Here is a 23501-nt window from a genome sequence, read left to right as displayed (position 1 = left end):
ACCTCAGATTGACAGGTAGCGATGGACGAGTTCGGGCTTGTCGCGCAGTTCGCCGATACGGTCGGCGCGGTCGGCGATGACGCCGTTTTCCATGAACAGCGCGCGCCCTGCCAAGGCCTCGACGAAATCGAGATTCTGCTCGACCACCAGGATGGTCAGTCCGGTGGAGCGGGCGATGGTCCGCAAGGTGCGGCCGATCTCGTCGACGATGGAAGGCTGGATGCCCTCGGACGGCTCGTCGAGCAGCACCAGCTTGGGCTGGCCGACGAGGCAGCGCATGATGGCAAGCTGCTGCTGCTGGCCGCCCGACATGGTACCGGCCTTCTGCCTGCGCCGCTCACCAAGGATGGGGAAGAAATCGTATATGTCGCCCGGCAGCCGCTTGGGCAGGTGCCGCTTACCGAGCACGCCCATCAGCAGGTTCTCCTCGACGGTGAAATCCCTGAAGATCTCGCGTCCCTGCGGAACATAGCCGATGCCGGCGTTGGCTATGGCGTAGGATGGAGAACCACCGAGATCGCGGCCATCCAGGCGAAAGCTTCCGCCCTGTGTGGCAAGCTGACCAGCAAGCGTACGCATCAGCGTGGTCTTGCCCATGCCGTTGCGGCCGAGAAGGGCGACAACCTCGCCCTTGGCGATATCGAAGGTGACGCCCTTCAGCACGCTGCCGCCGGATGGATAGCCGGCAACGAGGTCTTCGACCGTAAGCATCAATGACGTTTCCCGAGATAGGACTCGATAACGCGCGGGTCGCGGCTGACCTCTTCATAGCGGCCCTCGGCGACGATCTTGCCGCGGACCATGACGATGATCGGGCATTCGAGCTGGCGCACGAAATTCATGTCGTGCTCGATGACCAGGATCGACTTGCCTTCCTCGTCGCGCAGGCGCCGGATCAGGCTTGCCACAGCGCTGGTCTCGGCGCCGGACATTCCGGCGGTCGGCTCGTCCAGCAAAATGAGCTCGGCGTCGCGGGCAACCAGCATGGCGATCTCCAGCCTCTGCTTCTCGCCGTGGGCGATCTCTGCGACCTTCTCGCCGGCCTTACCGGCCAGGCCGCAAAGGTCGAGGAGCCGGTCGCGGCGGGCGGCGTCGGGACGGTAGCCGAGCAGCGAAAGCGGACCGTAGCGGCCGGCTCCGGCGGCAAGCGGGATCTCGATGTTCTCGGCGACGCTGAGTTCGGGATAGACGCCCGGGACCTGGAACTTGCGTGCCACGCCGAGCCGCGAGATGCCATGCGGCGACAGGCCGACGACGTTGCGTCCGCCGAGCCTGACCTCGCCGCCATCGGGTGGGAATTCGCCGGTGACGACGTTGAAGAGCGTGGTCTTGCCGCAGCCGTTCGGCCCCAGGATGCACTGCATGGCGCCCTTGGGCAGCGTCAGGTTGAGCCCGTCGAGGACGACAAGCCCGCCAAAGCGCTTGGTGATGCCCGCAAGTTGCAGGATGGGGCCGTTCGGTTCGGTCACAGCGTCAGCCGCACTGGCTTGGCGCGACGATGCGGCCGAGATCCTTGAGCACCTTGAGCTGGCCATTGTCGACCTGGACGATCAGCACGTTGAGGTCGGCGTGACGGTCTGAGGCGCGCAGATCCACCTCGCCATTGCCGGACATCAGCGACTGCCCGACCATCGAGGCCAGGATCTTCTGCCTGTCGTCGGAGCCCGCCTTCTTAATGCCCTCGATGAAGAAACGGGTGAGCGTGTAATGCGCGTCGGTGGTGTTGGAGACCACCGAATTCGCGCCGTAGCGCGCATGGAAGCGCTCGACGAAGGCCTTGGCTTCCGGCTTGTCGAGATTGGCGATGAAGTTCGATGGCGCGACGATGCCGTTCGATTCCGCCTGCGAGAGGCCGGCGACGTAATTCTCGTTGAAGCCAAAGAAGATGATCTTGATCTTGCTCTGCAGTCCGGCGGCGGCGAACTGCTTGACAAAGGTGATGGCGTCGGCGCCAACGATGGTGATGACCACCACGTCGCTGCCCGAGCTCTCGACCTTGCGCAGCGTGGCGGCGTAGTCCTTGGCGCCCCAAGGGGTATACTCCTCACCGACGACCTTCGCCTTCGCCTTCTCGATCTCCTCACGGAAGGCCTTGTTCATCTTCTGCGGCCAGACATAGTCGCTGCCGATGAGGTAGAAGGCGTTACCCAGGTTCTCGACCGCATAGGGCACAAGCGGGTTCACCCAATGCGCCGGCAGCGCGCTGTAACAGGCGACGTAGGGACTGCACACGCCGCCTTCATAGTCGGTGGCGTACAACAGCGGCGTCTTGTAGCGCTCAATGGTCGGCAGCATGGCATCGCGGTTGGCGCTGGTGACAGGGCCGATGATGGCTGTGACCTTGTCTCTGCGGATCAGTTCGCTGGTGCGCTCGACCGCCGTCTTGGGATCGGTGCGGTCGTCCGCCTTGACGATCTCGAACATGCGACCGCTCAGCACGCCCCCTGCCTCGTTAGCCTCCAGCAGGGCCATTTCGGCGCCTTGGAAACCTTGCTGCCCAAGCACCTCAAGACCGCCAGAGAAGGGTTGCAGGATGCCCACCTTGATGGGATCGCCGGCAGCGCGCGCGACGTGGGGCATGGCGAGGCCGGCCAGAGCACCGGCAGCGCCGGTCAACAGCACTTTGCGGCGCGATATTTTCGAATTCGGATGCATGTCGTTTCCTCCCGATTCTGGATGCCACCCGCCAACCAGCCGGCGGCTATGTCTCCTGTCCGCGCCACAAGGTCCGCGACGCTTCGTGCCGGCTCCCCATTGGCCGGCAGTTTGTTTGTGTTCAAACGAGATTATGGGTGATCTAACAATCTGTCAATCGCGCGGGAACGATGGTCGAGCGCCAATGTGGCCAGATCTCATCGTGAGCGAATCGACTGATAAAGCGTCCGAGAAAGTTGACTGAGCGGCAGATAGGCAAGGCCAGCACCTTCGCCATCCTCCAACCGTTATCAAAAGCGGCGGTCCCGAAAGCGGTTCCAGGCATGTATCCGGTTGGCGACCTGCACTGCGATCGGGTGGAGCGGAATCGGCCTCATGCTAGTCACCGGCAACGACATCTGCTCGTCGGTGCGGCGGCCCGCCGCCCACCGGCCGATCTCCTGGCCGAGCGACAACGAAAGCGCCACGCCGCGCCCCGAATATATGCCGCCGAACACGAGGCCCGGAGCCAACCGATAGAGGCGAGGCCTGCGGTCGGGCACCACCGCGAAGGTGCCGTGCCAGTACTCCACCATCTCGGGCTCGCCGCTGAAGGCCTGGAACGCCTTGCCGAGCATACGCGAGACCTTGGCGCGGCCGCGATCGGCCTCATTCAACCAGAATGTATGCGTGCCCCCGCTGACAAGCCGGTTGTCACGGTCGTAATGGAAGTATCGGAGGTCCTGGCGCATGTCGGATACGGCTGGGTTGCCGACAAGAATTCTGGCGCGCAGCTCATCGGACAGCGGACCGGTCGCTGCCTGGAACACCTTGAAGGGCACCAGCGTCTTCTTCAGACCCGGCCAGATGTCGCCGGTCAGCGCGTTGGTCGCGAGGATCACCTGAGGCGCACTGACGCTTCCCGATCCGGTGAAGACGCGCCAGCCGCCGTGTAGACGTTCGATCCTGGTCGCTCGGGAGTTCTCATGGATGGTCACGCCTTCGCGTTCCAGGGCGGCCGCAAGACCGATTGTCATGGCGAACGGATTGACGTGGCCCGAATTGTGGACCATCCAACCGCCGAGATAGGGGCTGCCGATGCGAGCGCTGACTTCTGCGCGATCAAGCCAGGACACGTCCGCGCCGAAGGCTTTCCACTCGTCGTGGAAATGACGGGCTCGGGCAAGGGTCGCCTCGGTGTGGGCGGGCTGGATCCAGCCTTCCTGAACCTGATGGGCATCGATATTGAAGCGCTGCATCAGACCGAAGGCGACGCCGGCGGCATCCGCCACCATGCGGTTGTAGCGCGTGCCGACGGTCTTGCCGTAGACAGCCTCGAATTCCGAAGGCGATGCCTTCGAATGATGCGAGATGACAAGGCCGTTGTTGCGGCCGGAGGCGGCCGATCCGATCTCGTTGCCTTCGAGCAGGACGACGTCGACCCCGCTGTCGCGCGCGCCAAGCGCCGCGGCCATGCCGGTGAAGCCGCCGCCGACAACCAGCACGTCGGTTTTCACGTCGCCTTCGAGCGCAGGCGCCGTCTGTCGCGACATCGCGGTCTTTCGCCACAGATGCGGCGTCTTCCAGTCGACCTCAAACATGAAGGATAGTCTCGTTGGCGCCGCCAAGGTAATGCTCGCTGAGCGCGGAGTGCTCGGCTATCTCCTGTGCCGGCCCGTGAAGCTTCACCTTGCCTGTGTTCAGAAGATAGGCGTAGTCGCCGCATTCCAGCGCGAGCTGGACGTTCTGCTCGACGAGCAGGATGGAGATGCCGTTGCGCGACAGGTCCAGGATGATGCGGAATATCTGGTGGACGATCTTGGGGGCGAGGCCAAGGGACGGCTCGTCGAGCATCAGCAGCTTCGGTTCGGCCATCAGCGCGCGGCCGATTGCCAGCATCTGCTGCTGTCCGCCCGACATGCGGCTCGCCATGCTGTTGCGGCGCTCCTTGAGCACCGGGAAGAGATCGAACGCCTCGGCGCGCAGCGCCTCAAAGCTCCTGCCCGCTCGGCGGATGTGAGCGGCGACAAGGTTTTCCTCGACCGTCAGACGCTGGAAGATTTGGCGGCCTTCCGGGCAGTGGGTGATGCCGAGGCGCACGACCTGTTCCGGACGCATGCCGGTGATGTCGCGGCCCTCGAAGGTAATCGAGCCAGCGCTCGGCCGCGCGACGCCGGAAATGGAATTGAGCAACGTCGTCTTACCCGCCCCGTTCGGACCGAGCACGACGACGATCTCGTTCGGATCGACCTCGATGTCGATGTTTTCAAGAACGCCGACGCGCCCGTATCCCGAGCTGAGCCCGGCGATCCTGAGCAGCGGCCCGGATTTCGTCAATGTCATTGGCGGTTCCCAGATAGGCGAGTTGGACGTCGGGGCTCGCCTGGACCTCGGCGGGCGTGCCCTGAAAGAGCAGCTTGCCGTGATGCATGACGATGATGTTGTCGCAAAGCTTCATGACCAGATCCATGTCGTGCTCCACGACGATCGTGATCCGGTCGGGCACGCGCTGGGCGGCTAGCTTTGTGGTCAGTTCCGCCGTCTCGTGGTGGTTGAGACCAGCGGCTGGCTCGTCGAGCAGCAGCACACGCGGTTCGCACACCAGGGCGCGGGCGATTTCCAGCATGCGCTGGCGACCGTAGGGAAGGCTTCCTGCGTCAACCCCCGCATAGCCCTGCAGGTCGAAGAAACGCAGGATGTCCATGCATTTCTCGTGTCGCTTTTCACGTCTGGCCGATGCATAGGGCGGCCACACCACTTCCTTCCAGGTGCCGCCGACATCGGCCGGATAGAAGCACACTTCCAGATTCTCGAGCACCGTCATCTGGTCGAAGAGGCGGATGTTCTGGTAGGTGCGGGCGACTCTGGAATTCGCGATCTGGTATTTCTTCAGCGTGTCGAGGCGCTTGCCGTCGAGGACGATCGATCCTGAGGAAACGCTGTAGGAGCCGGCGGTCATGTTGATGAGTGTCGACTTGCCGGCGCCATTCGGTCCGATCACGCCGTGGATGAGCCCGGGGGCGAAGGAGGTCGTCACGTCGTCGATGGCGACGACCTGCCCATATTGCTTCCGCAGCTTGTCGAAGACGAGGGTCATTTGCCGAAAAGCCTCCGGATGAGCTTGTCCGGCCCGAAGCTGCGCGGAACGATGCCTGCCGGGCGCACGATGATCAGGACGATCATCAAAAGACCGAGGAAGAGGATGCGCCATTCGGCGAACTCGCGCAGCACCTCCGGCAAGAGCATCAGGATCGTCGCGCCCGCGACGATGCCCAGAATGTTGCCGATGCCGCCGACCACGATCATCAGCACGATCAGCACCGATTCCTGCAGCGTGAAGCTCTCGGGGCTGACGAAGCGCTGGGAGGCGGCGAAGATCGCTCCAGCGATCGAGCCGATCGTCGCGGACGTGGCGAAGGCGGCAAGCTTGGCGTTTGTGGTGTTTATGCCGATGCCGCGCGCGGCGTCCTGATCCTCGCGGATAGAGGCCCAGGCCTTGCCGAGGATGGAACGCTCCAGACGCCAGACCAGCACGCCGGCCACGAGCACGGTGATGAGCAGCAGCCAGAAGAAGTCGATCGGGCGGGCAACTTGAATGCCGAGGATCGAGGCTTTGTCGAGGCGCGGTATCCCCTTGGGACCGCCCGTGAGCCAGTCGAGATTGTTGATGATGATGCGGATGATCTCGCCGAAACCGAGCGTGACGATGGCGAGATAGTCACCGCGCAATCGGAGCACCGGTATGCCGAGCAGTATGCCGGTGACCGCGCCGAGGCAGGCTGCGACCAGGAGTATCGCCAGGAAAGGCCAATGCAGGTCGAGCTGCGGGCTGGCAAGTAGCGCGTAGCTGTATGCGCCCACCGCGTAGAAGGCGACGAAGCCCAGATCGAGCAGGCCGGTGTAGCCGATCACGATGTTGAGCCCGATGCCGAGCAGAATGTAGATCAGCAGGCTGTTGATGACGCGGACATAGTAGTTGGGCAGGAAGGGCGTCGCCACGATCAGTGCGATCGCAATTGCAAAAACGAGGAACGAAATGGCCCGGCCCGAATGCGGCTTGGCTGCGGCGAGGGTTTCGGCGACGGACATCAGAACTCCCTCTTGTACACGATGCTTTCCTCGGACACCGCCTCGCCCAGTATGCCGGCGGGGCGGATCAGAAGCACGAGTATGAGGATCGCGAAGGAGAGCACGTCGCGGTATTCGGTGCCGAGCATGCCATGCGTGATCACGGGCAGCAGCGCCGTGCCGCCAACCTCGACGAAAGCCAGGATGAAGGCACCCAACATGGCGCCGGGAATGGAGCCGATGCCGCCGAGGATCGCGGCGGTGAAGGCCTTCAGCCCGATGACGGCGCCCATGGTCGGCGTCATGATGCCGTAATAGCTGGCATAGAGGATGCCTCCCGCCGCGCCCAGCAGCGGCCCGACGAAGAACACCATCGAGATCGCGCCGTTGACGTTTATGCCCAGGAGCTGAGCCGTCGGGCGGCTTTCCGATACGGCCCGGACGATAATGCCGATGCGGCTGCGGTTGACGAGAAATTGCAGCCCGAACATCAGCGCGAAGGCCGCGATCAGGATGCCGATCTGCATGGACGTGATAGTGCCGCCAAGCACCTGGTATCGGACGACTGGAAAGAAGCTCGGGAAGGCGACCGGCTGTGGGCCGGCAAGGATCTGGATGCCGGTGACCAGCGAGAGCGATACGCCGAGCGAGGAGAGCATCGGCGCAAGCCGGGTGGAATTCCTCAAGGGCTTGTAGGCGGCCCTTTCGATGCCGACGCCAATGACGCCCACCAGGAAGATGGCGATGACGAAGGCCGCGGTGAGCGCGATCGCGCCGGCGACGCCGACAGTGCCGAGCAGCATGCTGAGCACCAGAAACGCCACATAGGCGCCGAGCATGAACATTTCGCCATGGGCGAAATTGATCATGCGCAACACACCGTAGACCATCGTGTAACCCAGCGCGATCAGCGCGTAGATCGAGCCGATCGTCAGGGCATTGACTGTTTGTTGGATGAGGCTTCCCAGCATGGGCCGGCATCCTTTGAACTAGGTTCCGCGCGCCTGGCGGAGCCGGGGAAAGGAACAATCGACACGGCCGCACTTCTGTGGAGCGCGGCCGCAAACAAACAGGGAGACCGCCGCCGAGGCGAGCGACTCGAGTGCATGCCTATTTCTGGCCGGCGAGTTTGAAGTCCGAGCCCTCGACCTTATAGAGGTAGGATGGGGCCACTTTGAGTTCGCCGGTGTCGTCGAACTCCAGTTCGCCCACCGCGGTCTTGACTTTGACCGCATGCAGTGCGGCGTTCATGTCCTCGCGCGTAAGACCCTTGGTCGTCTTGAGCACCTGCTCGAGAATTTGGCCCTGCACATAGCCGTAGATCGAATATGGCCCGGCATCCTCGCCATACTTGGCCTTATAGAGCTTGGCGAAATCCGCGATCTCGGGCGAGGCATCCATCGGCGGGACCTGGATGGCGACAAGCGTACCCTGGACGTTGGCCTCGCCGGCCTGCTTGATAAGGTCCGGGGTATAGCCGCCGTCCGGCACCATCAGCGTCCCGGTTATGCCCTGTTCGTGCATCTGCTTGGCGAACAGCGCAAGCTGCGGCATCACGGCGCCAAGATAGATCGCATCCGGCTTCTTGGTCTTGATTTGGGCCAGCACGGCGGTGAAGTCGACGTCGGTCGGCGCTACGGCCAAGGTGTCGAGGACCTTGCCGCCGCCCGCTTCGAAATTCTTGGCGAATATCTCGGAAATCCCCTGTCCGAAAACCTGCTTGTCGTTGACGATGACGGCGGTCTTCGCGCCAAGCTTGCCCAGGGCGTATTCGGCTGGCAACAGCGCGCCCGCCAAGTCGTTGGCGACGGGGCGCACCATGAACTTGTACCCCTGTTTGGTCAGCGACGGGTTCGAGCCGAAGGTCATGGTCGGCAGCGAGCAGTCCTCGTAGATCGGCAGCGTTGACTGGGCAACGCCGGAATTGAAATTCACAAGCCCGAGCACGACCTTGTCGTTGTCGCAGAACTTCTGCGCGACGAGCGTTCCCTCGCGCGGGTCGGCTTTATCGTCCTGCTGGTCGTAGGCAATGGTGACGCCGTTGACGCCGCCATTCGCGTTCAGTTTGTCGACATAGAGCTTGAAGCCATTGTGCCAGGTGTTGCCGAAATACGCCTGCGGGCCGGAAAGCGGCGCGGCCATGCCGACGGTTATCTGCTCCGCCATGGCGGGTAGCGCGAAGAGTGAGGCGCCGAGAAGGAGTGCGGCGGTAATTTTTCTCATGAAGGTTCCCCTTAGCTGCTGTCACGTGAGGGCGGCCGTTCCGGTCTTCTCCCTCTTTGCCAGCGCATCGAAGCAGACAAAGGAGTGGCAGTCAAGAAAGTGTCGACACTATTGCGTTCAATCTTGTGGTCAGATACCGATCAGGTATCGCGGACCTTTCGGCGACGCTTTAAATCGGCGGCATTGTCGGGCGCAAAAACCTTGAGCAGCGCGTCCTTGAGCGCCTGCTGCGTGGCGGAGACGGTCATTTCGATATGTTCGCGCAACAGTTTCATGCCTTCCTCGGCATCTCGTTTGACGGCGGCGGCGACGATGCCCGAGTGGAAGGTGACTTGCGCCTTGTCGTGCGAAGGGTGCTCGATCTGGATACGGCGGATGAAGCGGATGCGCGCATTGATGGAGGCGAGCTGGCCGACGAGTTCGGGATTTCCCGAGAGCTCGGCGATGAGCAGGTGGAAGCCTTCGTCCTCAGCCAGGATGATATCTGCCGGCTGGTCTCGATAGCCGTCGACGATCGCCTCCCAATATTCTCGCAGCCGATCGATGTCGCGGTCTTCGGCGCGCTCGCACATCAGTTTGAAAGAGGCGCATTCGATGATGGAGCGCAGCTCATAGAGATCGAGCAGGCCCTCGGTGCTGAGGCTCCTTACGAAGAAGCCGCGATTGGGCGTGAGCGAAACGAAGCCCTCGGAGGCGAGCCGGTTCAACGCCTCGCGGATTGGCGTGCGCGAAACACCCAGGCTGCGCGAAAGCTGGACCTCATTGATGCGCTCGCCGGGCTTGAGCGTGAACTCGACGAGATGCTTGCGGATCGTGAGATAGGCACGTTCGCTGCTGTCGGCGCTGCGTCGCGTTTCGGCTTCGTTCCCAGCAGGCTGGTCGCCGCCAGCGTCGCCCTCAACTCGTTCGGTCATGAAAGTTCCAATCGGATTTGTCTGCAGTTCGTGTCGACACTTTGCGGCTCACCTTTCTTTCGCAAGTTCATACGAATGGCAAGCGGCGCTTCGGGGAGAAGGAAATGATCGTTGGCATTCTTGGCGTCGGGCATCTGGCGGCTTCCATGTTGACCGGGTTCCTGCGATCCGGGTTGGATCCGGCGGCAATCGTCCTGTCTCCACGCGGCAAGGCCGCGACCCTTGCGGCCCAGCACGGCTTTCGGCTCGCAGCCGACAATCGGGAACTCGTTGAGGTTTCCGATATCGTCCTGCTCTCGGTGCGGCCCATCCATGCGCCGGAGGCGGTCAGAGGCTTGCCGTGGCGCATGGGGCAGACCCTAATATCGGTTTGCGCCGGCGTGCCGCTGGCCAGTCTGGATGTCGCGCCAGCGCGTATCGTTCGCGCCATGCCGCTCACCGCTTCCGAGATCGGGGCCAGTCCGACAGTCTACTATCCCGACCTGGAGCAGGCGAGGGCGGTGCTGGACCGGCTAGGCCCTTCGATAGCGCTTTCCAGCGAGAGGGATTTTGAGGTCGCGACAGTCAGTGCCGCGGTCTACGGCTGGGCACAGGACCTCATACGCAGGACGGCGGAATGGTCGAGCGCCCAAGGCCTCGATCCCGCGGCGGCTCGCCGGCTGGCGGCAAGGACCTTCGTAGCGGCTGGGCGACTGATCGCCGAAAAGGGAGACCCGATGGAGCGGATGCTGCAGGAATTGGTGACGCCCGGTGGGATCACCGAGCGGGGACTGCAGGTTCTCTCGGCGCGCGAAGTGCCGACGGCCTGGGAGGAGGCCTGCATGGCGGTTCTCGCGAAGCTGACCGGCGGGCCTGCCGATACATAGAAGCGGCGATGCCGGGCCGTTCATCGTAGCGGCGGCGGCGGGTATTTCTGGCCCCCGGTCGCCTGTTCGCTCGGCGCGATGGTCAATTCCGTGATGTCGACATGGTCAGGCATCCTCAACGCTGAAACGAGCGCGGCGGCAACGTCGGCCGGGTGCAACGGCCGTTGCTCGCAATACATGCGCTTGCGCAGGCCTTCACGGTCTCCGTCAAAGGCATTGAGGTAGAAATCCGTCTCGACGCGTCCAGGCGCGATCTCTGTCAGCCTCACGCCGGTGCCCGCAAGATCGAAGCGCAGGATGCGGCCCGCTTGCGACAGGCCGGCCTTTGCCGCGCCATAGGCTGTCGTGCCGGCAAAGATACCGCTCGCCGCCGTGCTGGTCAGGGTGAAGATGTGGCCGCGCTTGCGCGCGATCATGCCGGGCAGGAGAAGGCGGATGAGTTGCAGCGGCGCGGTGAGGTTCAATTCCACCACCTCCGCCGTCTCTTCGGCGCTTTGTTCATGCAAGGGGCGGACGGTCGCCAGGCCACCGGCATTGTTGACCAGAACGTCGACTTCGGCGGCGCCCAGCGCGGACATGATCGCTTCGCCATCACGAACGTCGGTTGCAACGGGCTTGACCTGCGGCCCAAGTCGCTCCCGCAAGGCAAGCAGCGCGTCGTTGCTGCGCGCCAACGCATAAACCGTCAGCCCTTCCGCCACGAGGCTCTCAACGATCGCCGCGCCGATGCCTTTGGAGGCTCCGGTGACGAGGGCGGTGCGATAGTCCATGCGCGTTCTCCCAAGTTCATATGATCAAAGCGCGCCATGTTCGGCGACCGTCCTCAGGATGCCGACCAGCCCGGCCTCCCGCGCTGCCCTGAGTTCCTCGGAGCCGCGGCCACGCGTCGCCGCGCCCGTCGACGCCGAAACCGCCCGGATCGTGTCAGCGTCGAGCTTGGCGTCGAGCAGCGTGTCCCAGATGGCTTGATAGGTGGGACCGTATTTGCGCAGGAAGTCCTCGATGCCGTCGGCATTGAGGCTGTTGGAAATGAATGAGCCCTGCAACGTCCATTTCGGTCCCGGTCCGTACATGAAGGCCCGATCGACATCCTCGACCGACGCGACGCCGTCGCGCACCAAGGCTATGGCTTCGCGCCACATCGCGCCCATCAGGCGCAGGGCGATATGGCCCGTCACTTCCCGGTTGAGCGTAACGGGCTTCTTGCCGGCAGCTTCGTAGACGGCGCGCGCCCGCGCGATTGCCCGCGGATCGGTCGCCTTGCCGCCGACGATCTCGACGAGCGGCATCAGATGCGCCGGGTTGAACGGATGACCAAGCACGATGCGGCCAGGCACACGGCACTCGGCCTGGATATCGGAGACGAGCAGCGCGGAGGAGGAAGAAGCGACGATGACCTCGTCGCCGATATGGTTTTCGATCTCGGCAAGCAGCCGCCGTTTGAGCGACAGGTCTTCCGGACCGTTCTCCTGCACGAAGTCGACGCCTTCGAGCGTCTCGGCCATCGTCGGGAAAAGCCTGATCGCCCCCGGCGCGGGCGCGGGACCCTTCAAGCCGTCCAGGTCTGTCGCAAGCGCCGACAGCACTTCGTGGATGACTGTCTCCCGCCGCTCCGCCGGATCATATACGCGCACGTCGTGACCGGCATGGGCAAAGCAAGCTGCCCAGCGCTGTCCGATGACGCCGAACCCGACGATGCCGATGGTCAGTCTCTCCACTTTCAGGCCCTTCTGCCATCGAGCGCGGCACGAAACGCCTCGTTGAGGTCGTTCCATGGGATGAGCAGGTCGAGCCAGGCGCCGATACGGCCGGCGACGAGGATCGCCTCGTTGATAAGGGGGTCGAATGGCACTTGCTCCTCCATCGCCCTCTCGAGGCGGAACAGCAGCGATGGCGTTTCCTCGAGATGGCAGAAGTCTCGCAGCCGTGTCGCCGCTTTGTTCAGCGCAAGTGCCGCCGTCTGGCGCAGCACCGCCTCGTTGACGCTTCCTCGCTCAGAACGGATCCACCAGAGCAGTTCGTGCAGGACGCGCGCCTCCGCCTCCGCCGTGAAGACCGGTCCGGCGGGATGCATGATGGCCCGCGAAGCGGTGATACGGGCTATGTCGTCGGGCATGCGGTCCCAGATCACCTTGCGTCCCGCCACGATGTCGTGTGGAAGCATCGATGCCGGCGGGGCCTCCTCAGTCCCTCCGTCGGCCAGCGCCAGGGTCCCGTCGATGACGCGGCGTCCCTGTTCCCGCTTGAGCACCGCGGCGAGTTCCGCGATGCCCTCGACCGGAGCATCGAGATGGCCGAGCACGGTGATCTCCGCCGTCTCGGCCTGGAGCGGCGCGAAGGTGATCTCCAGGAACTGCCGCACCGGCCAGTAGATGAAGGCCCCGGCCTTGGCGTCGAGCACATGGGTCGCACCCTCCACGTCCTCGACGAAGGGCGCGTGCCAGTAGATATGGCTGCCGGCGATCTTGGGCGTGTGCAGTTGCAAACGCAGGGGCAGGGCGGCCAGCAGCGAGCGGCGGGTGCGCAGGGCGTCGCCGTTCAATTGGATAGGCCAGGCCTTGCCCTCGGCCGAGAAAACGAGCTGCATGTCACTTGCCCGGGTTGAAGAACGAAACCGGCTTCAGGATCTGGTTGCGCATGTCGAGGAGGTAGTCGGTCTCGATCACCTTGCGCCGATAGGCTTGCCATTCCGGGTCGGCTTCCATGCGGTCGCGACGCTCCTCACGGTCGGCAAGGCTTTCGTATTTCCACAAGTGCACGGTCCGCGAGAGATCGCCTATGTGGGTCTGGAAGAAGCCGAAAGGTTCTCCCAGATAATGCCGCTGCATGGGCAGGCCGACATCCTCGTAGAGCTTGAGGAAATGGGACAGCTTGTTCGGGCTGGCGGTGTAAGTGCGGTGGTCGAAGATCATCGGTCACTCCTTTTGGTCTCTGTTCCGGCCCCGTGGGGCCAGAAAAAGTCTTGTCCGGCTCGGCTTCGCCGGCGCGCCGAGCGCGGGTCGTATCAACCGCAACTTCGTACCGTCTCCGCGATAAGCCTGGCCGTCAGTGCCGGCGCTTCGATCTGCGGTACGTGGCCAACGCCGTCGAGCAGGTGAACGGCGGCGAAGCCGGGCGCGCGGGCCGCATGAGCGGCAGGTGCCACGCGGTCGAGCTTGCCCCACACGAGCCGTGTCGGCACGCCAAGTTCGGCGAGAGCGGGCATCAGGTCGAAGCCTTGCGTTCCATCCGGGAACAGTGCTTCCGCCATTGAGGCCAGCGCATTCCTATTGCCGTTTTTTTCCATCTGCCTCAGCGCCGCCTGGGCGTAGCCGGCCGGCAGGATTCGCGGATCGCTCACCATGACCGCCAGCCAGCGCTCGAGCGCCTGGACTGTGGTCGCGCGCGCAAGCCCGGCGATGAAGCCGGCATTGATCTCGGGGCCGAGGCCGGCCGGCGCGAGAAGGGTCACGGAGCGCACGGTGAGGCGGCCGAGCCGAGTGAGCGCAAGAGCGGCCGCCCCGCCCAGGGAATGGCCGACGAGATGGACGTCCCAGACGCCCATGGCCTCCAGTCGATCGGAAAGGGCGAAGGCGATCTCCTCGATGCTCCTTGCCGGCCGCGCGGCCTCCGCGCCGTGGCCGGGCAGGTCGAGGCTGACCGTCGCAACACCTGGTTCGAGCAAAGGCACGACCTGCCGCCAAACGGAACGGTCCGCTCCGAAGCCGTGGAGGAGGACCGCCGGCGTCGTTTGTCGCGCTGTCGCCGGCGTGGCGACGGGCGATGCCGGGGACGCGGCTGGCTCCGCCTGGATGCCGCCGGACCGATCCGAACGCGTGGCGAGCGCGGCGTCAATGTCGCGCTTCTTGATGCGTCCCCTTGGACCGGTCCCCGCTACGGTCGACAGGTCCAGTCCCGCGGCCGCCGCAAGCCGGCGGGCAAGCGGGCTTGCGATCGCACGGGTGCCGGACTGGCGGGCGGGCGGAGCGGCGTCGGTTACCGGAAGGGGATCGGTCGTCCCTGCTGTCGTGGCTGGAGCCGCTTGGCCCGCCATGGGTTTTTCGTCCGCGATGGTGCCGAGCACGGCGCCGACCGGCGCCTCCTGCCCCTCGATGAAGTAGATGTCGGCAAGCCAGCCATCCCGATCGGCCTCGATTTCGGTCGCCGCCTTGGCCGTCTCGACGGTGACGATGAGATCGCCGGCCTTGACCGGGTCACCGGATTTGGCCGCCCAGGCAATCACCAGCACGGCTTCCATATACTCGCCGCCGGCGCTGTCGATGCTGATCGGATGGGTTGCCATCTGCCGCCTCCGTCACTTCAAAATCTTCAGCGCAGCGGCGCGGATCTTCTCAGCGCTCGGCAGCATCGCCGTTTCGAGAGGCTCGGAATAGGGGATCGGCATGTCCGGCAGCGTGACGCGCGCGACCGGCGCGTCCAGTTCGTCGAAAGCATGATCCATGATCGTTGCCGAAAGCTCGGCGGCGTAGCCGCAAAAGCGCCAGCCCTCGTTGACTACCACCGCGTGGTGCGTTTTGGCGATCGAGGCGACGATGGTATTGACGTCGAGCGGGCGCAGCGACCTGAGGTCGACGATCTCGGCGGATACGCCGTCCGTGGCGAGAAGATCGGCCGCCTTTGCCGCTTCCACCACCATCTTGGAAGTGGCGAAGATCGAGATGTCGCCGCCCTCGCGCACGGTTGCCGCTTTGCCGAGCGGTACGGTCACGTCGCCTTCCGGAACCTCGCCGCGAACATTGTAGAGCAGCTTGTGCTCCAGGAAGACGACCGGCTGATCGTCGCGGATCGCGGCCTTCAGCATGCCCTTGGCATCGGCGGGGGTCGCAGGCGCGACGACCTTGATGCCAGGTATATGGGCAAGCATCGAATCGAGTGCCTTGGAATGCTGCGCGCCGGCGCCGGCGCCGCCACCGCCCTGGGTGCGCAGCACGAAGGGCATCTTCACCTGGCCGTTCCAGATGTAATTGTAAATTGAGGCTTGGTTGACCAGCGAATCGAGCGTGAGCGGCACGAAATCCGCATACATGATTTCCAGCACCGGCCGGGTGCCGGTCATGGCGGCGGTCACCGCCATCGCGGTCAGCGCCTGTTCGGATATCGGCGTGTCGCGCACGCGCGTTTGACCGAATTCCTCCATCAGCCCCTTTGTCACCTTGAACACGCCGCCATAGCGGCCGATGTCCTCGCCGAACAGGAAGACGGAAGGATCGGCCTGCATCTCCTCGCGCAGCGCGGCGTTGAGTGCCTCGGCGTATCGCATCATCGCCATGTCAGTGCGCCTCGCTGTAAGGATTGCAGGCCTCGTCGACCAGGAACTCCGGCATCGGATCGGAAAGGGCGGCCTCGAACGCCTCGTCAGTCTCGGCCTTGGCCGCGGCTTCCATTGCGGCGAGCCGTGCTTCCCCGACATCGTCCAGCAACGCCTTGCGGGAGACGACCAGGGGGTCGCGCGCTTTCCAGGCCGCTATATCCTCTGGCCTTTGGTAACCGCCCATGTCGGACGTCGAGAAACCTTCGACGCGGTAGGTCTTGCATTCGACCATGCCGGGACCTTCGCCGCGCCTCGCTCGCTCCGCCATCGCCGACACGGCGCGATAGACGGCGACCGCGTCGTTGCCGTCGACGATTTCGGCCGGCATCGCGTAGCCGGCGGCGCGGATCGACAGATCCGCGACCGGCGACTGCACTTCGGAAGGAACGGTCAGGCCGAACTGGTTGTGCTCGAGCACGAAGACGACCGGCAGCTTCCAAAGACCGGCCATGTTCATCGCCTCGTGGCAGATGCCCGTCTGGGCGGCGCCGTCGCCGAAGACGCACATGGCGACGTTGCCCGTGCCCAGGATCTGCATCGACAGCGCCATGCCGGCAGCGGCAGGGATACCGGCTCCGACGATCGCGTTGCCACCGATCACGCCCTTTTCGGCATCGGCCACCAGCATATGGCCGGCACGTCCGCCGCATGCGCCCGTCGTCCTGCCGAATATCTCGGCCACCACTGGGCGCATGGCCATACCCTTGCCGATATAGACGGCATGGCCGCGATGGGTGGTGGCAACTTTGTCACCGGGCTCCAGAACAGCCGTAGCCGCAACGCCCACGGCCTCCTGGCCGTCGCACCGATGGATAGGACCGCGTGTGCGCCCTTCCTTGTGGAGCACCCCCAGTCTTTCCTCGAGGTGCCGCACCAGCAGCATCCGGCGATAGATCTCCAAATGCTGTTCGACCGACGGAGTGTTCTTCACGGGCTATTCCCAGTTGCGCTGAAATTAAATACAAAAGTGTCGACACTTTGCAAGCGCTTCTGCAAGATGCGACGAAACAAGTTTGGAAAAGGGGAGGCGGACATGCGCTTGAAGGACAAGGCGGCGATCGTCACGGGGGCCGGTGCAGGCATTGGCGCGGCCGTCATGGAACTGTTCGCGAGGGAGGGCGCGCGCATCCTTGCGGTGGACCGCGACGGGTCGCGGGTCCGCGAAGTGGCGGCCAGAGCCCGCGCCCTGGCACTGGAAGCCGACGTCTCCGACGAGGCTTCCGTCACGGCTATGGTGGATCGCGCCCGGGAAGCGTTTGGCCGGATCGACATCCTGGTCAACAACGCCGGCTATGGCATACGCGGTTCGGTCGTCACGACCGCCGCCGCGGATTGGGACGCGCTGATGGCGGTCAATTTGAAGGGCGTCTTTCTGTGCTCCAAACATGCCATTCCCGTCATGTCCGGGGGCGGCGGCGGCGTGATCGTGAACACCGCCTCCAATGTCGCCAATGTCGGGCTTGCCGACCGGGCCGCCTACGTCGCCTCGAAAGGCGGCGTAGCGGCGCTGACGCGGGCCATGGCGCTCGACCATGCCGGCGAAAACATCCGCGTCAACGCCGTGGCGCCGGGCGTGACCTGGTCGAGCTATTTCGACAGCATGTTGGAGACACATCCCGATCCCGCGGGGTTTGTCGCGGCCCTGAACGCCCGTTCGCCTATGAACCGAGTGGCGCAGCCGGTCGAAATCGCCAATGCGATCCTGTGGCTCGCCAGCGATGAATCCTCTTTCGCGACCGGCTCGATCCTGACGGTCGACGGCGGCATGACCGCCTGGTAAGCAGGCGTCCGTCACATAACGGCGGCGCCCTGCTCGCGACATCAGGCGACAGGCGGGATGGAGCGAAGAGCGGCAAGCATCTCGTCGAGATCGGCGCAAGGCAGGCAGCCCAGGTCGGAAATATCCTTGGTCACGTCGACCGGCAGGCCCGAATTCGAATCCTTCGGCACCTCGTTCAGCCGTCCGCCGATCAGCACCGGCAAGGAAAGTCCACGCGCCGTCATTGCGGCCTTCAGAGCCTGCGCGTAGCGCAGCGCGACGCCGTTGTAGGTGCTGACGGCGATGGCGTCCGCGCCGGTTTCGGTGGCACGGGTGACGAGCGCTTCCGGGTCAACAGCGACGCCGGCGTCGGCGATGGCGATACCAAGGCCTTCGAGCGCCTGTTCGACCAGATACTTGCCGTGCTCATGCACATCAGTGGTGCCGATGCAGACGGTCAGGTTTCTTGCCGCCTCCATCCGCTTCTGGCCCGCCACCCAGGTTGCCGCCTTGTGGTTGAGCTCTCGCGCCCATTCGGCATGGATCAGCGGCACACGCCCACGCGGACCGGTCGCGCCCGGGCCGAAAAGCGCTTCCAGGCGTTTTGGGCCGATGCGCCGGATAGCCAGCATCAGCGCGGCAGGATCGTCCACATCGACCTCTCGTTCCGCGAGGCCGGCGAGAGCGGCATCGGCAAAACGCCGTCCGCCTTCGACAAGCACGTCGGCCATCGCCTCGGTCTTGGCCCAATCGAAGACCGGGTCGTAGAAAGGCGCGTGCAGCGTCAGCCTGTGGGCGAATGTCTGCGCGTCGATGATCTCGTCGACGTCGGGAATGCGCTGATTCTCCGTCACCGGCACGGGATTGATCGCATGGCCCGAAGGCCAGCGCCCCATGGCGAGTATGTCGGCCATCAGATAGCTCGCCAGGCTGGCATAGTTACCGGCAGGGCTCGACTGGTAGGAGACGGTGTTGCCGAAGATCATGGTGCCCGGCGTGTCGGTGACCCGCACGAGTGCCGCGTGGAAGGCGGTGCGAGAAAGCGGGTCGCTGAAGTGATGGCCGTAGCAATGCGCGATTCTTGCGCCGATCAGCGTCTCGACAATGTGCTTTTCCATCAGCACCATGCCCAGCGCGCAGGCCATGTCGATGAAAAGCCCGGCGAATCCGTCGTCAAGATTCGAATGGACAAGGATCTCCGCATCTTGCGCGGCGATCAGGCCAAGCGCGGTGACGGTCGCTTCGGTGGTCGCCACGTCGTCGTCCCAGTAGGGCAGCCGGAAGGTGAAATACTGCCCGAGATTGCCGATGGCCGTCGCCCCGGCCGCGATCGCGGCGCGGGTGTTTTCGACCGCGCCCGGCAGGCCGAGCATGAAGTCCCCAAAATGCGCGGCCGCGGAAGCGGCATTGGTGATGCGCGCGAAATCCTCCGGACCGGTCAGCACGATGCCCGTGCCGCGCGCGGCCTTGGCGCGCATGGCTTGCGGATAGCCCATCGACCAGTCCAGCGTGATGCCGAAGCGATCGACCGTCACCCCCGCCCTGCGGCATTGCTCATGCACTTCGCCGATCGCCGCGATGGTCCGGTCGACGCTGCGGAAGCCGATGTGAGCATGCTGCATGACGCGCCTTTCCGCGACCGCCTTGCGTTTCCAAGCGGCTTCGGACGGCATGCCGGTTTCGGTGAGGAAACGGCAGCTCCCGAGCCCCCAGTCGCGCGCCATGGTTCGCCCCTCGGCGAGCAGGTCTGAGCCCGGCTTGAGACGCGGATCGGTGAGAACGGGGACGATGTCGGCGGTCATGATATCTGCTGCTCGGCTTCGGTGATGAAACGGCGGATGACAGCGGCAACGCCCTCTGGCCTGGCGAGGGGATGGAAATGCGCGCCGTCGACGCATGCGTATCGGGCGCCCGGTATCGCCTCGGCGATGGCCTGCGTCAGGGCGGGCGGGATCAGCACGTCGCCCGTGGCGGCGATTACTTGCACCGGAGCGACAACCCCGGCGAGGTCATCGAGGCAATCATGGTCGAGCAGCATGCGCAGGCGCGCCGCGGCGACATGCAGCGGGGCGAGGGTCCGTGAGGCGGTGGTGACCGCCATCTCGAGCTCGGCGAAATGGATCGCCAGGTAGGAAGCCTCGTGGCACAGCGCATGGGTGAGGCGCTGGTAGGTCTCGGCCATGCCTGCCTCGAGCAGTTCGGCACGCGCGGTGAAGAGGGCGCGGAAGCGGCTGTCGGCCCGCCCCCAGGAACTGCTGATCGTGTAGCTCACCCCGAGATCCGCATGGTCGAGAGCAAGTCTCTGGGCGACGGCGCCGCCTGTGGAATGCCCGACGACATGTGCCGGCCCACCCGTCTGCGCCAGCAGGCCCGCGACATCACCGGCGATGAGCGGAACAGAGTAAGGGCCGTCGGGGCGGTCGCTGCGGCCCGCGCCGCGATGATCGGTGACTATGAGTTGGTAATCAGCCTCGAGCAGGCGCACGACGCCGGACCAGAATCGTCCGTCGCCGCCGAGTCCCGGGATGAGGACGAGGCGCGGCCCCTTCGCCCCGAACGTTTCGTAGTGGATGCGGCAGCCATCGGCGGCGGCGAAGAAGGTCATCAGCGGCGGCCTCCCGTCTCGGGCAGGTCGATGTCGAGCAGATCGCGCAGCGCGGCGACGAGGCTCAGCGCGGTCAGTGCCGAAGTCTTCGGATTGCCGGGCGAGGGCGCGTTGACCATGCTGAAGAAGGCGGTGCCGGCAGCGCTCTCGGCCTCGATTTCATGGCTGTTACCGGTCGCCTTCGGGTCGACGACAACCCGCACGGTGACCCTTTCGGCGCCCACGGCCAGCGCCACGGCGAAGGCCGCATTGAGGTTCTTGGGATAGGCGGATGCCGCTTCGGCGGGGGACCCCTCGAAGAGCGTCACGGCATCGCGCTCGACCGATAGACCACGCGCGGCGAGCTCGGCTTCCCAGGCCGCCGGCGGCTTGCGCGAGGTATAGCGTACCCGCGCGTCGGGAAGGGCCGCTATCGCACGCAGATAATCGAGGCCGCCCAGCGCTCCCGCCGGCAGCATGAGCCGCGCGCCGCCGCTGCGGCCGGCGGTGGCGATCCGGGCGTGAAGCGTGGCATCGGCAAGCGCGCCGACCGATGCCACGACGGTTGGTATTCCGGCTTCGAGCAAGGCAGGTACGTAGGTCGCCACTGCCCCCTGGCCCGCTGCCTCGACCACAGCCCGCGGCCTTGCCTCGATCAGTCGCTCGACCTTGGTGACCGCGCTGACATTCGCCGGCAGTTCGGGACTGGCGCCTTCGCGCAGCAATACCAGCCAATCGACCGCGTCGGGCGGAAAGGCCGAGACGAGGTCACGCGCGATGGCTCCGTAGCCGATGAGGCCGAGCGTCGTCATCCGGCGTCTTCAGGAGCCGCGGCTCACGGGATCGAACTTGTCGGTGAGATCGGCGCCGAAGACGGTCCTGCGCTCGATCTCCAGCACGTTTTCGGGGCGTGGGAAATTGGCGGGTACGCGGTCGCCCAGCTTGCGCGGCTTGCCGATGAGGCGGAAGAAGTCTTCGAGCCCGTTGGGCACGATCAGCCAGAGCCAGCGAAGCTGCGTCTCGCCATCGTTGATGAACATGTGCCTGACATTCTTCGGCAGGAACACCACGCTGTCGGGGCCTAGAGGATACTCCTTGCCGTCGACGACGGCGCGGCCGTGGCCTTCGATCACATAGATCGCTTCCTCATTGCGCTCATGCGTGTGCTCGCGCACATAGCCGCCGGGCGCCACAGACTGCGTGCCAAGCGCGAACGGGTGCTCCATGCCGACGATGTGGGGTGCTAGCGCCACGTCGATATGGCCGTTCGCCGGCACCGGCTGCCAGTAGCTTTCGCGCGTTTCGGACCCGGAGATATGAATGCCGGATGGAGCTGGCGGAAGGTGAGTATCATCCATGGCTCTGCCTGTCGAAAAGGGGCTTGAGATTATCGTGCGGGTGCATGCCGCTCACCAACGGAACGTATAATGCAAAAAGTGTCGACACAATAGTAGACAGATTTAATTTCCCGCACCTATAGTGACGTCGCGGTGACAGTCTGGGGGAAGCCGATGGGCGAATTCGATGTTCTGGTTATCGGTTCCGGTTCGGCGGCCTGCGCGGCGGCATTGAGAGCGGCCAAGGGCGGCCTCAAAGTGCTGGTGATCGAAAAGAGCGGATGGCTGGGTGGCACCTCGGCCATGTCCGGCGCGGGCGTCTGGATACCCGCCAATCACCTGGCCGCGGATGCCGGCGTCGCCGACAGCCGGGACGATGCGCTGACCTATCTGCGCGCCGTGTCTCCCCAGGATTGGGCGCGGAAGGAGGATGCGCTCTGGAGCGCTTTCGTCAGAGCGGCTCCCGATATGCTGCGTTTCCTTTCCGGCAGCACGCCTCTGGACTTCCGTCTGGTCAACGAGCCGGACCCCTTCGCCGAGGCGCCCGGCGGCAAGCTTTTCGGCCGCATGGTCTCACCGCTGCCGCTCAGCCGACGCATCCTGGGCAAATTCGCGGCGCGCTTGCGTCCCTCCACCTTGCCGCACAGTTTCAGCTACCAGGAGATCGTCGATAGCGATCTTTATCATCACCCCATACGCGCCGGCCTCAGGCTCTGGCCGAAGCTGCTTTGGCGAAAGCTGACGAATTCCGGCGGACAAGGCACTGCTCTCATGACCGGGCTGATCAGGGGATGCCTCGATGCGGGCGTCACCTTTTGGCTGGAAACCCGCGCCGTGGGTCTGATCCAGGATCCGGACTCCCGCGTGACCGGCGCCGAGGTGGAGCGCGAGGGCCAGCGGACGAAGCTTCTTGCCCGACGCGGCGTGGTCATCGCGACCGGCGGCTTCGAATGGGATGCCGAGATGCGGGCACGCCATTTCCCTGGCGCCCTGGATCGTATCGGCAGTCCTCCCACCAACGAGGGCGACGGCCAGAAGCTTGCCGCTTCCGTCGGCGCGGAGTTGGATCGCATGGACCAGGCGAATGTCTATCCCTGTCTGCCGACGCGCTACCAGGGCAAGCCGCATGGCCTGCCCATGACCTTCCAGGCCGAACCGCATTCGATCGTCGTCAGCCGCGATGGCAGACGCTTCGTCAGCGAGAACGATTTCAATATCGGCGAGGCGATCGACGCGCGCGGGCCGGACGGCACGCCGGTGAACCTGCCCTGCTATCTGGTCGGCGATCATCGCTTCCTGAGGACGTCTCTGCCCTTCCGCTGGTACGCGTCCTACGAGCGGCAATGGATCAAGAAAGCCGACACGATCGGCGGCCTCGCTGCAAGGCTGGGATTACCGGCATCGGCTCTCGAGGAGACGATTGCCCGCTGGAACAGCTTTTGCGCGAAGGGACGCGATGAGGATTTTCGGCGTGGTGAGAACGGCTGGGAGGAATACAAAGCGCACGGCCCTAAAAATCGGCTGAAGCCCATCGACAAGCCGCCCTACGTCGGCATGACGCTCAATCGTTCTATACTCGGAACCAAGGGGGGAGCCCGCACCAATGAGCGGGCGCAGGTCTTGAGGCCGGACGGTTCGATCATTCCTGGTCTTTACGCGGCCGGTCTTGCCATGGCCAACCCGATCGGCACGCGCGCCGTGGGCGCCGGCACCACCCTCGGCCCAAATCTGACCTGGGGCTTCATCGCCGCTGAAACGATCCTGCATCAGAATCGATGACCGCGGAGCGAAACCCCTGAGGATGG

General features: G+C 64.6%; 24 protein-coding genes. 3 read left to right on the top strand and 21 right to left on the bottom strand.

The genetic code is table 11. The features are described 5' to 3' along the window. Positions 1-3: 3 nt before the first annotated feature. The 10 genes from FJ957_RS26380 to FJ957_RS26335 form a co-directional block, all read right to left on the bottom strand. Positions 4-711: an ABC transporter ATP-binding protein gene (locus FJ957_RS26380; RefSeq protein ID WP_140835722.1), complete on the bottom strand. Its 708-nt coding sequence runs from the start codon at positions 709-711 to the stop codon at positions 4-6. Further along, positions 711-1469, bottom strand: a complete 759-nt coding sequence (locus tag FJ957_RS26375; RefSeq protein ID WP_210243260.1) for an ABC transporter ATP-binding protein — start codon at positions 1467-1469, stop codon at positions 711-713. Before FJ957_RS26375 ends, FJ957_RS26380 begins: the two co-directional genes overlap by 1 nt. A gap of 4 nt (positions 1470-1473) precedes the next feature. Beyond that, complete coding sequence (locus FJ957_RS26370; RefSeq protein ID WP_140835721.1) at positions 1474-2655, bottom strand: substrate-binding protein; 1182 nt, start codon at positions 2653-2655, stop codon at positions 1474-1476. Between the two features lie 290 nt (positions 2656-2945). Continuing rightward, entirely contained in the window at positions 2946-4235 is a 1290-nt protein-coding gene (locus tag FJ957_RS26365; RefSeq protein WP_140835720.1) for an FAD-dependent oxidoreductase, read from the bottom strand. Then, positions 4228-4977 carry an ABC transporter ATP-binding protein gene (locus tag FJ957_RS26360; protein WP_140835719.1) on the bottom strand — a complete coding sequence of 250 codons (750 nt, stop codon included), beginning with the start codon at positions 4975-4977 and terminating at the stop codon, positions 4228-4230. The genes FJ957_RS26365 and FJ957_RS26360 overlap by 8 nt, the downstream gene beginning before the upstream one ends. Further along, positions 4901-5731: an ABC transporter ATP-binding protein gene (locus FJ957_RS26355; RefSeq protein WP_140835718.1), complete on the bottom strand. Its 831-nt coding sequence runs from the start codon at positions 5729-5731 to the stop codon at positions 4901-4903. Before FJ957_RS26355 ends, FJ957_RS26360 begins: the two co-directional genes overlap by 77 nt. Next, positions 5728-6723 (bottom strand): branched-chain amino acid ABC transporter permease, encoded by a 996-nt coding sequence (locus FJ957_RS26350; protein WP_140835717.1) that lies wholly within the window; start codon positions 6721-6723, stop codon positions 5728-5730. The genes FJ957_RS26355 and FJ957_RS26350 overlap by 4 nt, the downstream gene beginning before the upstream one ends. Further along, positions 6723-7673 carry a branched-chain amino acid ABC transporter permease gene (locus tag FJ957_RS26345; RefSeq protein ID WP_246674361.1) on the bottom strand — a complete coding sequence of 317 codons (951 nt, stop codon included), beginning with the start codon at positions 7671-7673 and terminating at the stop codon, positions 6723-6725. Before FJ957_RS26345 ends, FJ957_RS26350 begins: the two co-directional genes overlap by 1 nt. Before the next feature lie 139 nt (positions 7674-7812). After that, complete coding sequence (locus FJ957_RS26340) at positions 7813-8925, bottom strand: branched-chain amino acid ABC transporter substrate-binding protein (RefSeq protein WP_140835716.1); 1113 nt, start codon at positions 8923-8925, stop codon at positions 7813-7815. 140 nt (positions 8926-9065) lie between these two features. After that, positions 9066-9839, bottom strand: coding sequence for a GntR family transcriptional regulator (locus FJ957_RS26335; protein WP_140835715.1), 774 nt, complete (start codon positions 9837-9839; stop codon positions 9066-9068). Between the two features lie 104 nt (positions 9840-9943). On the opposite strand from FJ957_RS26335, the gene FJ957_RS26330 reads away from it, so the two are divergent. Continuing rightward, the gene (locus tag FJ957_RS26330) at positions 9944-10705 is read left to right on the top strand and encodes a pyrroline-5-carboxylate reductase dimerization domain-containing protein (RefSeq protein WP_140835714.1); all 762 of its coding nucleotides are present in this window, start codon (positions 9944-9946) and stop codon (positions 10703-10705) included. Between the two features lie 20 nt (positions 10706-10725). On the opposite strand, the gene FJ957_RS26325 is transcribed toward FJ957_RS26330, so the two are convergent. From FJ957_RS26325 to FJ957_RS26295, 7 genes are all read right to left on the bottom strand, one after another. Next, positions 10726-11475, bottom strand: coding sequence for an SDR family oxidoreductase (locus tag FJ957_RS26325; protein WP_140835713.1), 750 nt, complete (start codon positions 11473-11475; stop codon positions 10726-10728). Between the two features lie 24 nt (positions 11476-11499). Beyond that, positions 11500-12480: a 3-hydroxyacyl-CoA dehydrogenase NAD-binding domain-containing protein gene (locus FJ957_RS26320; protein WP_140835712.1), complete on the bottom strand. Its 981-nt coding sequence runs from the start codon at positions 12478-12480 to the stop codon at positions 11500-11502. After that, on the bottom strand, positions 12426-13292 hold the full coding sequence (locus FJ957_RS26315) for a hypothetical protein (protein WP_140835711.1): 867 nt from the start codon (positions 13290-13292) through the stop codon (positions 12426-12428). Before FJ957_RS26315 ends, FJ957_RS26320 begins: the two co-directional genes overlap by 55 nt. Position 13293: 1 nt before the next feature. Next, positions 13294-13617, bottom strand: coding sequence for an NIPSNAP family protein (locus tag FJ957_RS26310; protein WP_140786079.1), 324 nt, complete (start codon positions 13615-13617; stop codon positions 13294-13296). Positions 13618-13709: 92 nt separating this feature from the next. After that, the gene (locus FJ957_RS26305; protein ID WP_140835710.1) at positions 13710-14987 is read right to left on the bottom strand and encodes an acetoin dehydrogenase dihydrolipoyllysine-residue acetyltransferase subunit; all 1278 of its coding nucleotides are present in this window, start codon (positions 14985-14987) and stop codon (positions 13710-13712) included. Between the two features lie 12 nt (positions 14988-14999). Beyond that, positions 15000-15974 carry an alpha-ketoacid dehydrogenase subunit beta gene (locus FJ957_RS26300; protein WP_140835709.1) on the bottom strand — a complete coding sequence of 325 codons (975 nt, stop codon included), beginning with the start codon at positions 15972-15974 and terminating at the stop codon, positions 15000-15002. A gap of 1 nt (position 15975) precedes the next feature. Continuing rightward, positions 15976-16947 (bottom strand): thiamine pyrophosphate-dependent dehydrogenase E1 component subunit alpha, encoded by a 972-nt coding sequence (locus FJ957_RS26295; protein ID WP_140835708.1) that lies wholly within the window; start codon positions 16945-16947, stop codon positions 15976-15978. Between FJ957_RS26295 and FJ957_RS26290 the strand changes: the two genes are divergently transcribed. Further along, positions 16918-17796, top strand: coding sequence for an SDR family oxidoreductase (locus FJ957_RS26290; RefSeq protein ID WP_246685966.1), 879 nt, complete (start codon positions 16918-16920; stop codon positions 17794-17796). The two genes, FJ957_RS26295 and FJ957_RS26290, sit on opposite strands and share 30 nt — an antisense overlap. 41 nt (positions 17797-17837) lie before the next feature. On the opposite strand, the gene FJ957_RS26285 is transcribed toward FJ957_RS26290, so the two are convergent. The 4 genes from FJ957_RS26285 to FJ957_RS26270 are packed head-to-tail and all read right to left on the bottom strand — an operon-like array spanning position 17838 to position 21717. Continuing rightward, entirely contained in the window at positions 17838-19577 is a 1740-nt protein-coding gene (locus FJ957_RS26285) for a cobalamin-dependent protein (protein WP_140835707.1), read from the bottom strand. Then, a complete protein-coding gene (locus FJ957_RS26280; protein WP_140835706.1) occupies positions 19574-20380 on the bottom strand; it encodes an alpha/beta hydrolase in 807 nt (268 codons plus the stop codon). Before FJ957_RS26280 ends, FJ957_RS26285 begins: the two co-directional genes overlap by 4 nt. Further along, positions 20380-21171, bottom strand: a complete 792-nt coding sequence (locus FJ957_RS26275; protein ID WP_140835705.1) for an aspartate dehydrogenase — start codon at positions 21169-21171, stop codon at positions 20380-20382. Before FJ957_RS26275 ends, FJ957_RS26280 begins: the two co-directional genes overlap by 1 nt. A gap of 9 nt (positions 21172-21180) precedes the next feature. Continuing rightward, positions 21181-21717, bottom strand: coding sequence for a cupin domain-containing protein (locus FJ957_RS26270; RefSeq protein ID WP_140835704.1), 537 nt, complete (start codon positions 21715-21717; stop codon positions 21181-21183). Between the two features lie 153 nt (positions 21718-21870). Between FJ957_RS26270 and FJ957_RS26265 the strand changes: the two genes are divergently transcribed. After that, the gene (locus tag FJ957_RS26265) at positions 21871-23475 is read left to right on the top strand and encodes an FAD-dependent oxidoreductase (protein WP_140835703.1); all 1605 of its coding nucleotides are present in this window, start codon (positions 21871-21873) and stop codon (positions 23473-23475) included. The last annotated feature ends 26 nt before the right edge of the window (positions 23476-23501 follow it).

This window comes from Mesorhizobium sp. B2-4-6 (assembly GCF_006442775.1).
In the GTDB taxonomy this organism is placed as follows: Bacteria; Pseudomonadota; Alphaproteobacteria; order Rhizobiales; family Rhizobiaceae; genus Mesorhizobium.
The sequence above is the reverse complement of the archived record's forward strand: the minus strand, read 5'-3'. Positions and strand labels throughout refer to the sequence as shown.

What these genes read in the sequence shown, in the direction of transcription:
- FJ957_RS26330 (WP_140835714.1), top strand. Translation starts at nt 9,944, where the DNA reads ATGATCGTTGGCATTCTTGGCGTCGGGCATCTGGCGGCTTCCATGTTG.
- FJ957_RS26310 (WP_140786079.1), bottom strand. Translation starts at nt 13,617, where the DNA reads ATGATCTTCGACCACCGCACTTACACCGCCAGCCCGAACAAGCTGTCC.
- FJ957_RS26305 (WP_140835710.1), bottom strand. Translation starts at nt 14,987, where the DNA reads ATGGCAACCCATCCGATCAGCATCGACAGCGCCGGCGGCGAGTATATG.
- FJ957_RS26370 (WP_140835721.1), bottom strand. Translation starts at nt 2,655, where the DNA reads ATGCATCCGAATTCGAAAATATCGCGCCGCAAAGTGCTGTTGACCGGC.
- FJ957_RS26360 (WP_140835719.1), bottom strand. Translation starts at nt 4,977, where the DNA reads ATGACATTGACGAAATCCGGGCCGCTGCTCAGGATCGCCGGGCTCAGC.
- FJ957_RS26320 (WP_140835712.1), bottom strand. Translation starts at nt 12,480, where the DNA reads ATGGAACGACCTCAACGAGGCGTTTCGTGCCGCGCTCGATGGCAGAAG.
- FJ957_RS26275 (WP_140835705.1), bottom strand. Translation starts at nt 21,171, where the DNA reads ATGACGACGCTCGGCCTCATCGGCTACGGAGCCATCGCGCGTGACCTC.
- FJ957_RS26380 (WP_140835722.1), bottom strand. Translation starts at nt 711, where the DNA reads ATGCTTACGGTCGAAGACCTCGTTGCCGGCTATCCATCCGGCGGCAGC.
- FJ957_RS26300 (WP_140835709.1), bottom strand. Translation starts at nt 15,974, where the DNA reads ATGGCGATGATGCGATACGCCGAGGCACTCAACGCCGCGCTGCGCGAG.
- FJ957_RS26355 (WP_140835718.1), bottom strand. Translation starts at nt 5,731, where the DNA reads ATGACCCTCGTCTTCGACAAGCTGCGGAAGCAATATGGGCAGGTCGTC.
- FJ957_RS26350 (WP_140835717.1), bottom strand. Translation starts at nt 6,723, where the DNA reads ATGTCCGTCGCCGAAACCCTCGCCGCAGCCAAGCCGCATTCGGGCCGG.
- FJ957_RS26290 (WP_246685966.1), top strand. Translation starts at nt 16,918, where the DNA reads ATGCTGTTCGACCGACGGAGTGTTCTTCACGGGCTATTCCCAGTTGCG.
- FJ957_RS26345 (WP_246674361.1), bottom strand. Translation starts at nt 7,673, where the DNA reads ATGCTGGGAAGCCTCATCCAACAAACAGTCAATGCCCTGACGATCGGC.
- FJ957_RS26340 (WP_140835716.1), bottom strand. Translation starts at nt 8,925, where the DNA reads ATGAGAAAAATTACCGCCGCACTCCTTCTCGGCGCCTCACTCTTCGCG.
- FJ957_RS26265 (WP_140835703.1), top strand. Translation starts at nt 21,871, where the DNA reads ATGGGCGAATTCGATGTTCTGGTTATCGGTTCCGGTTCGGCGGCCTGC.
- FJ957_RS26335 (WP_140835715.1), bottom strand. Translation starts at nt 9,839, where the DNA reads ATGACCGAACGAGTTGAGGGCGACGCTGGCGGCGACCAGCCTGCTGGG.
- FJ957_RS26280 (WP_140835706.1), bottom strand. Translation starts at nt 20,380, where the DNA reads ATGACCTTCTTCGCCGCCGCCGATGGCTGCCGCATCCACTACGAAACG.
- FJ957_RS26285 (WP_140835707.1), bottom strand. Translation starts at nt 19,577, where the DNA reads ATGACCGCCGACATCGTCCCCGTTCTCACCGATCCGCGTCTCAAGCCG.
- FJ957_RS26270 (WP_140835704.1), bottom strand. Translation starts at nt 21,717, where the DNA reads ATGGATGATACTCACCTTCCGCCAGCTCCATCCGGCATTCATATCTCC.
- FJ957_RS26325 (WP_140835713.1), bottom strand. Translation starts at nt 11,475, where the DNA reads ATGGACTATCGCACCGCCCTCGTCACCGGAGCCTCCAAAGGCATCGGC.
- FJ957_RS26315 (WP_140835711.1), bottom strand. Translation starts at nt 13,292, where the DNA reads ATGCAGCTCGTTTTCTCGGCCGAGGGCAAGGCCTGGCCTATCCAATTG.
- FJ957_RS26365 (WP_140835720.1), bottom strand. Translation starts at nt 4,235, where the DNA reads ATGTTTGAGGTCGACTGGAAGACGCCGCATCTGTGGCGAAAGACCGCG.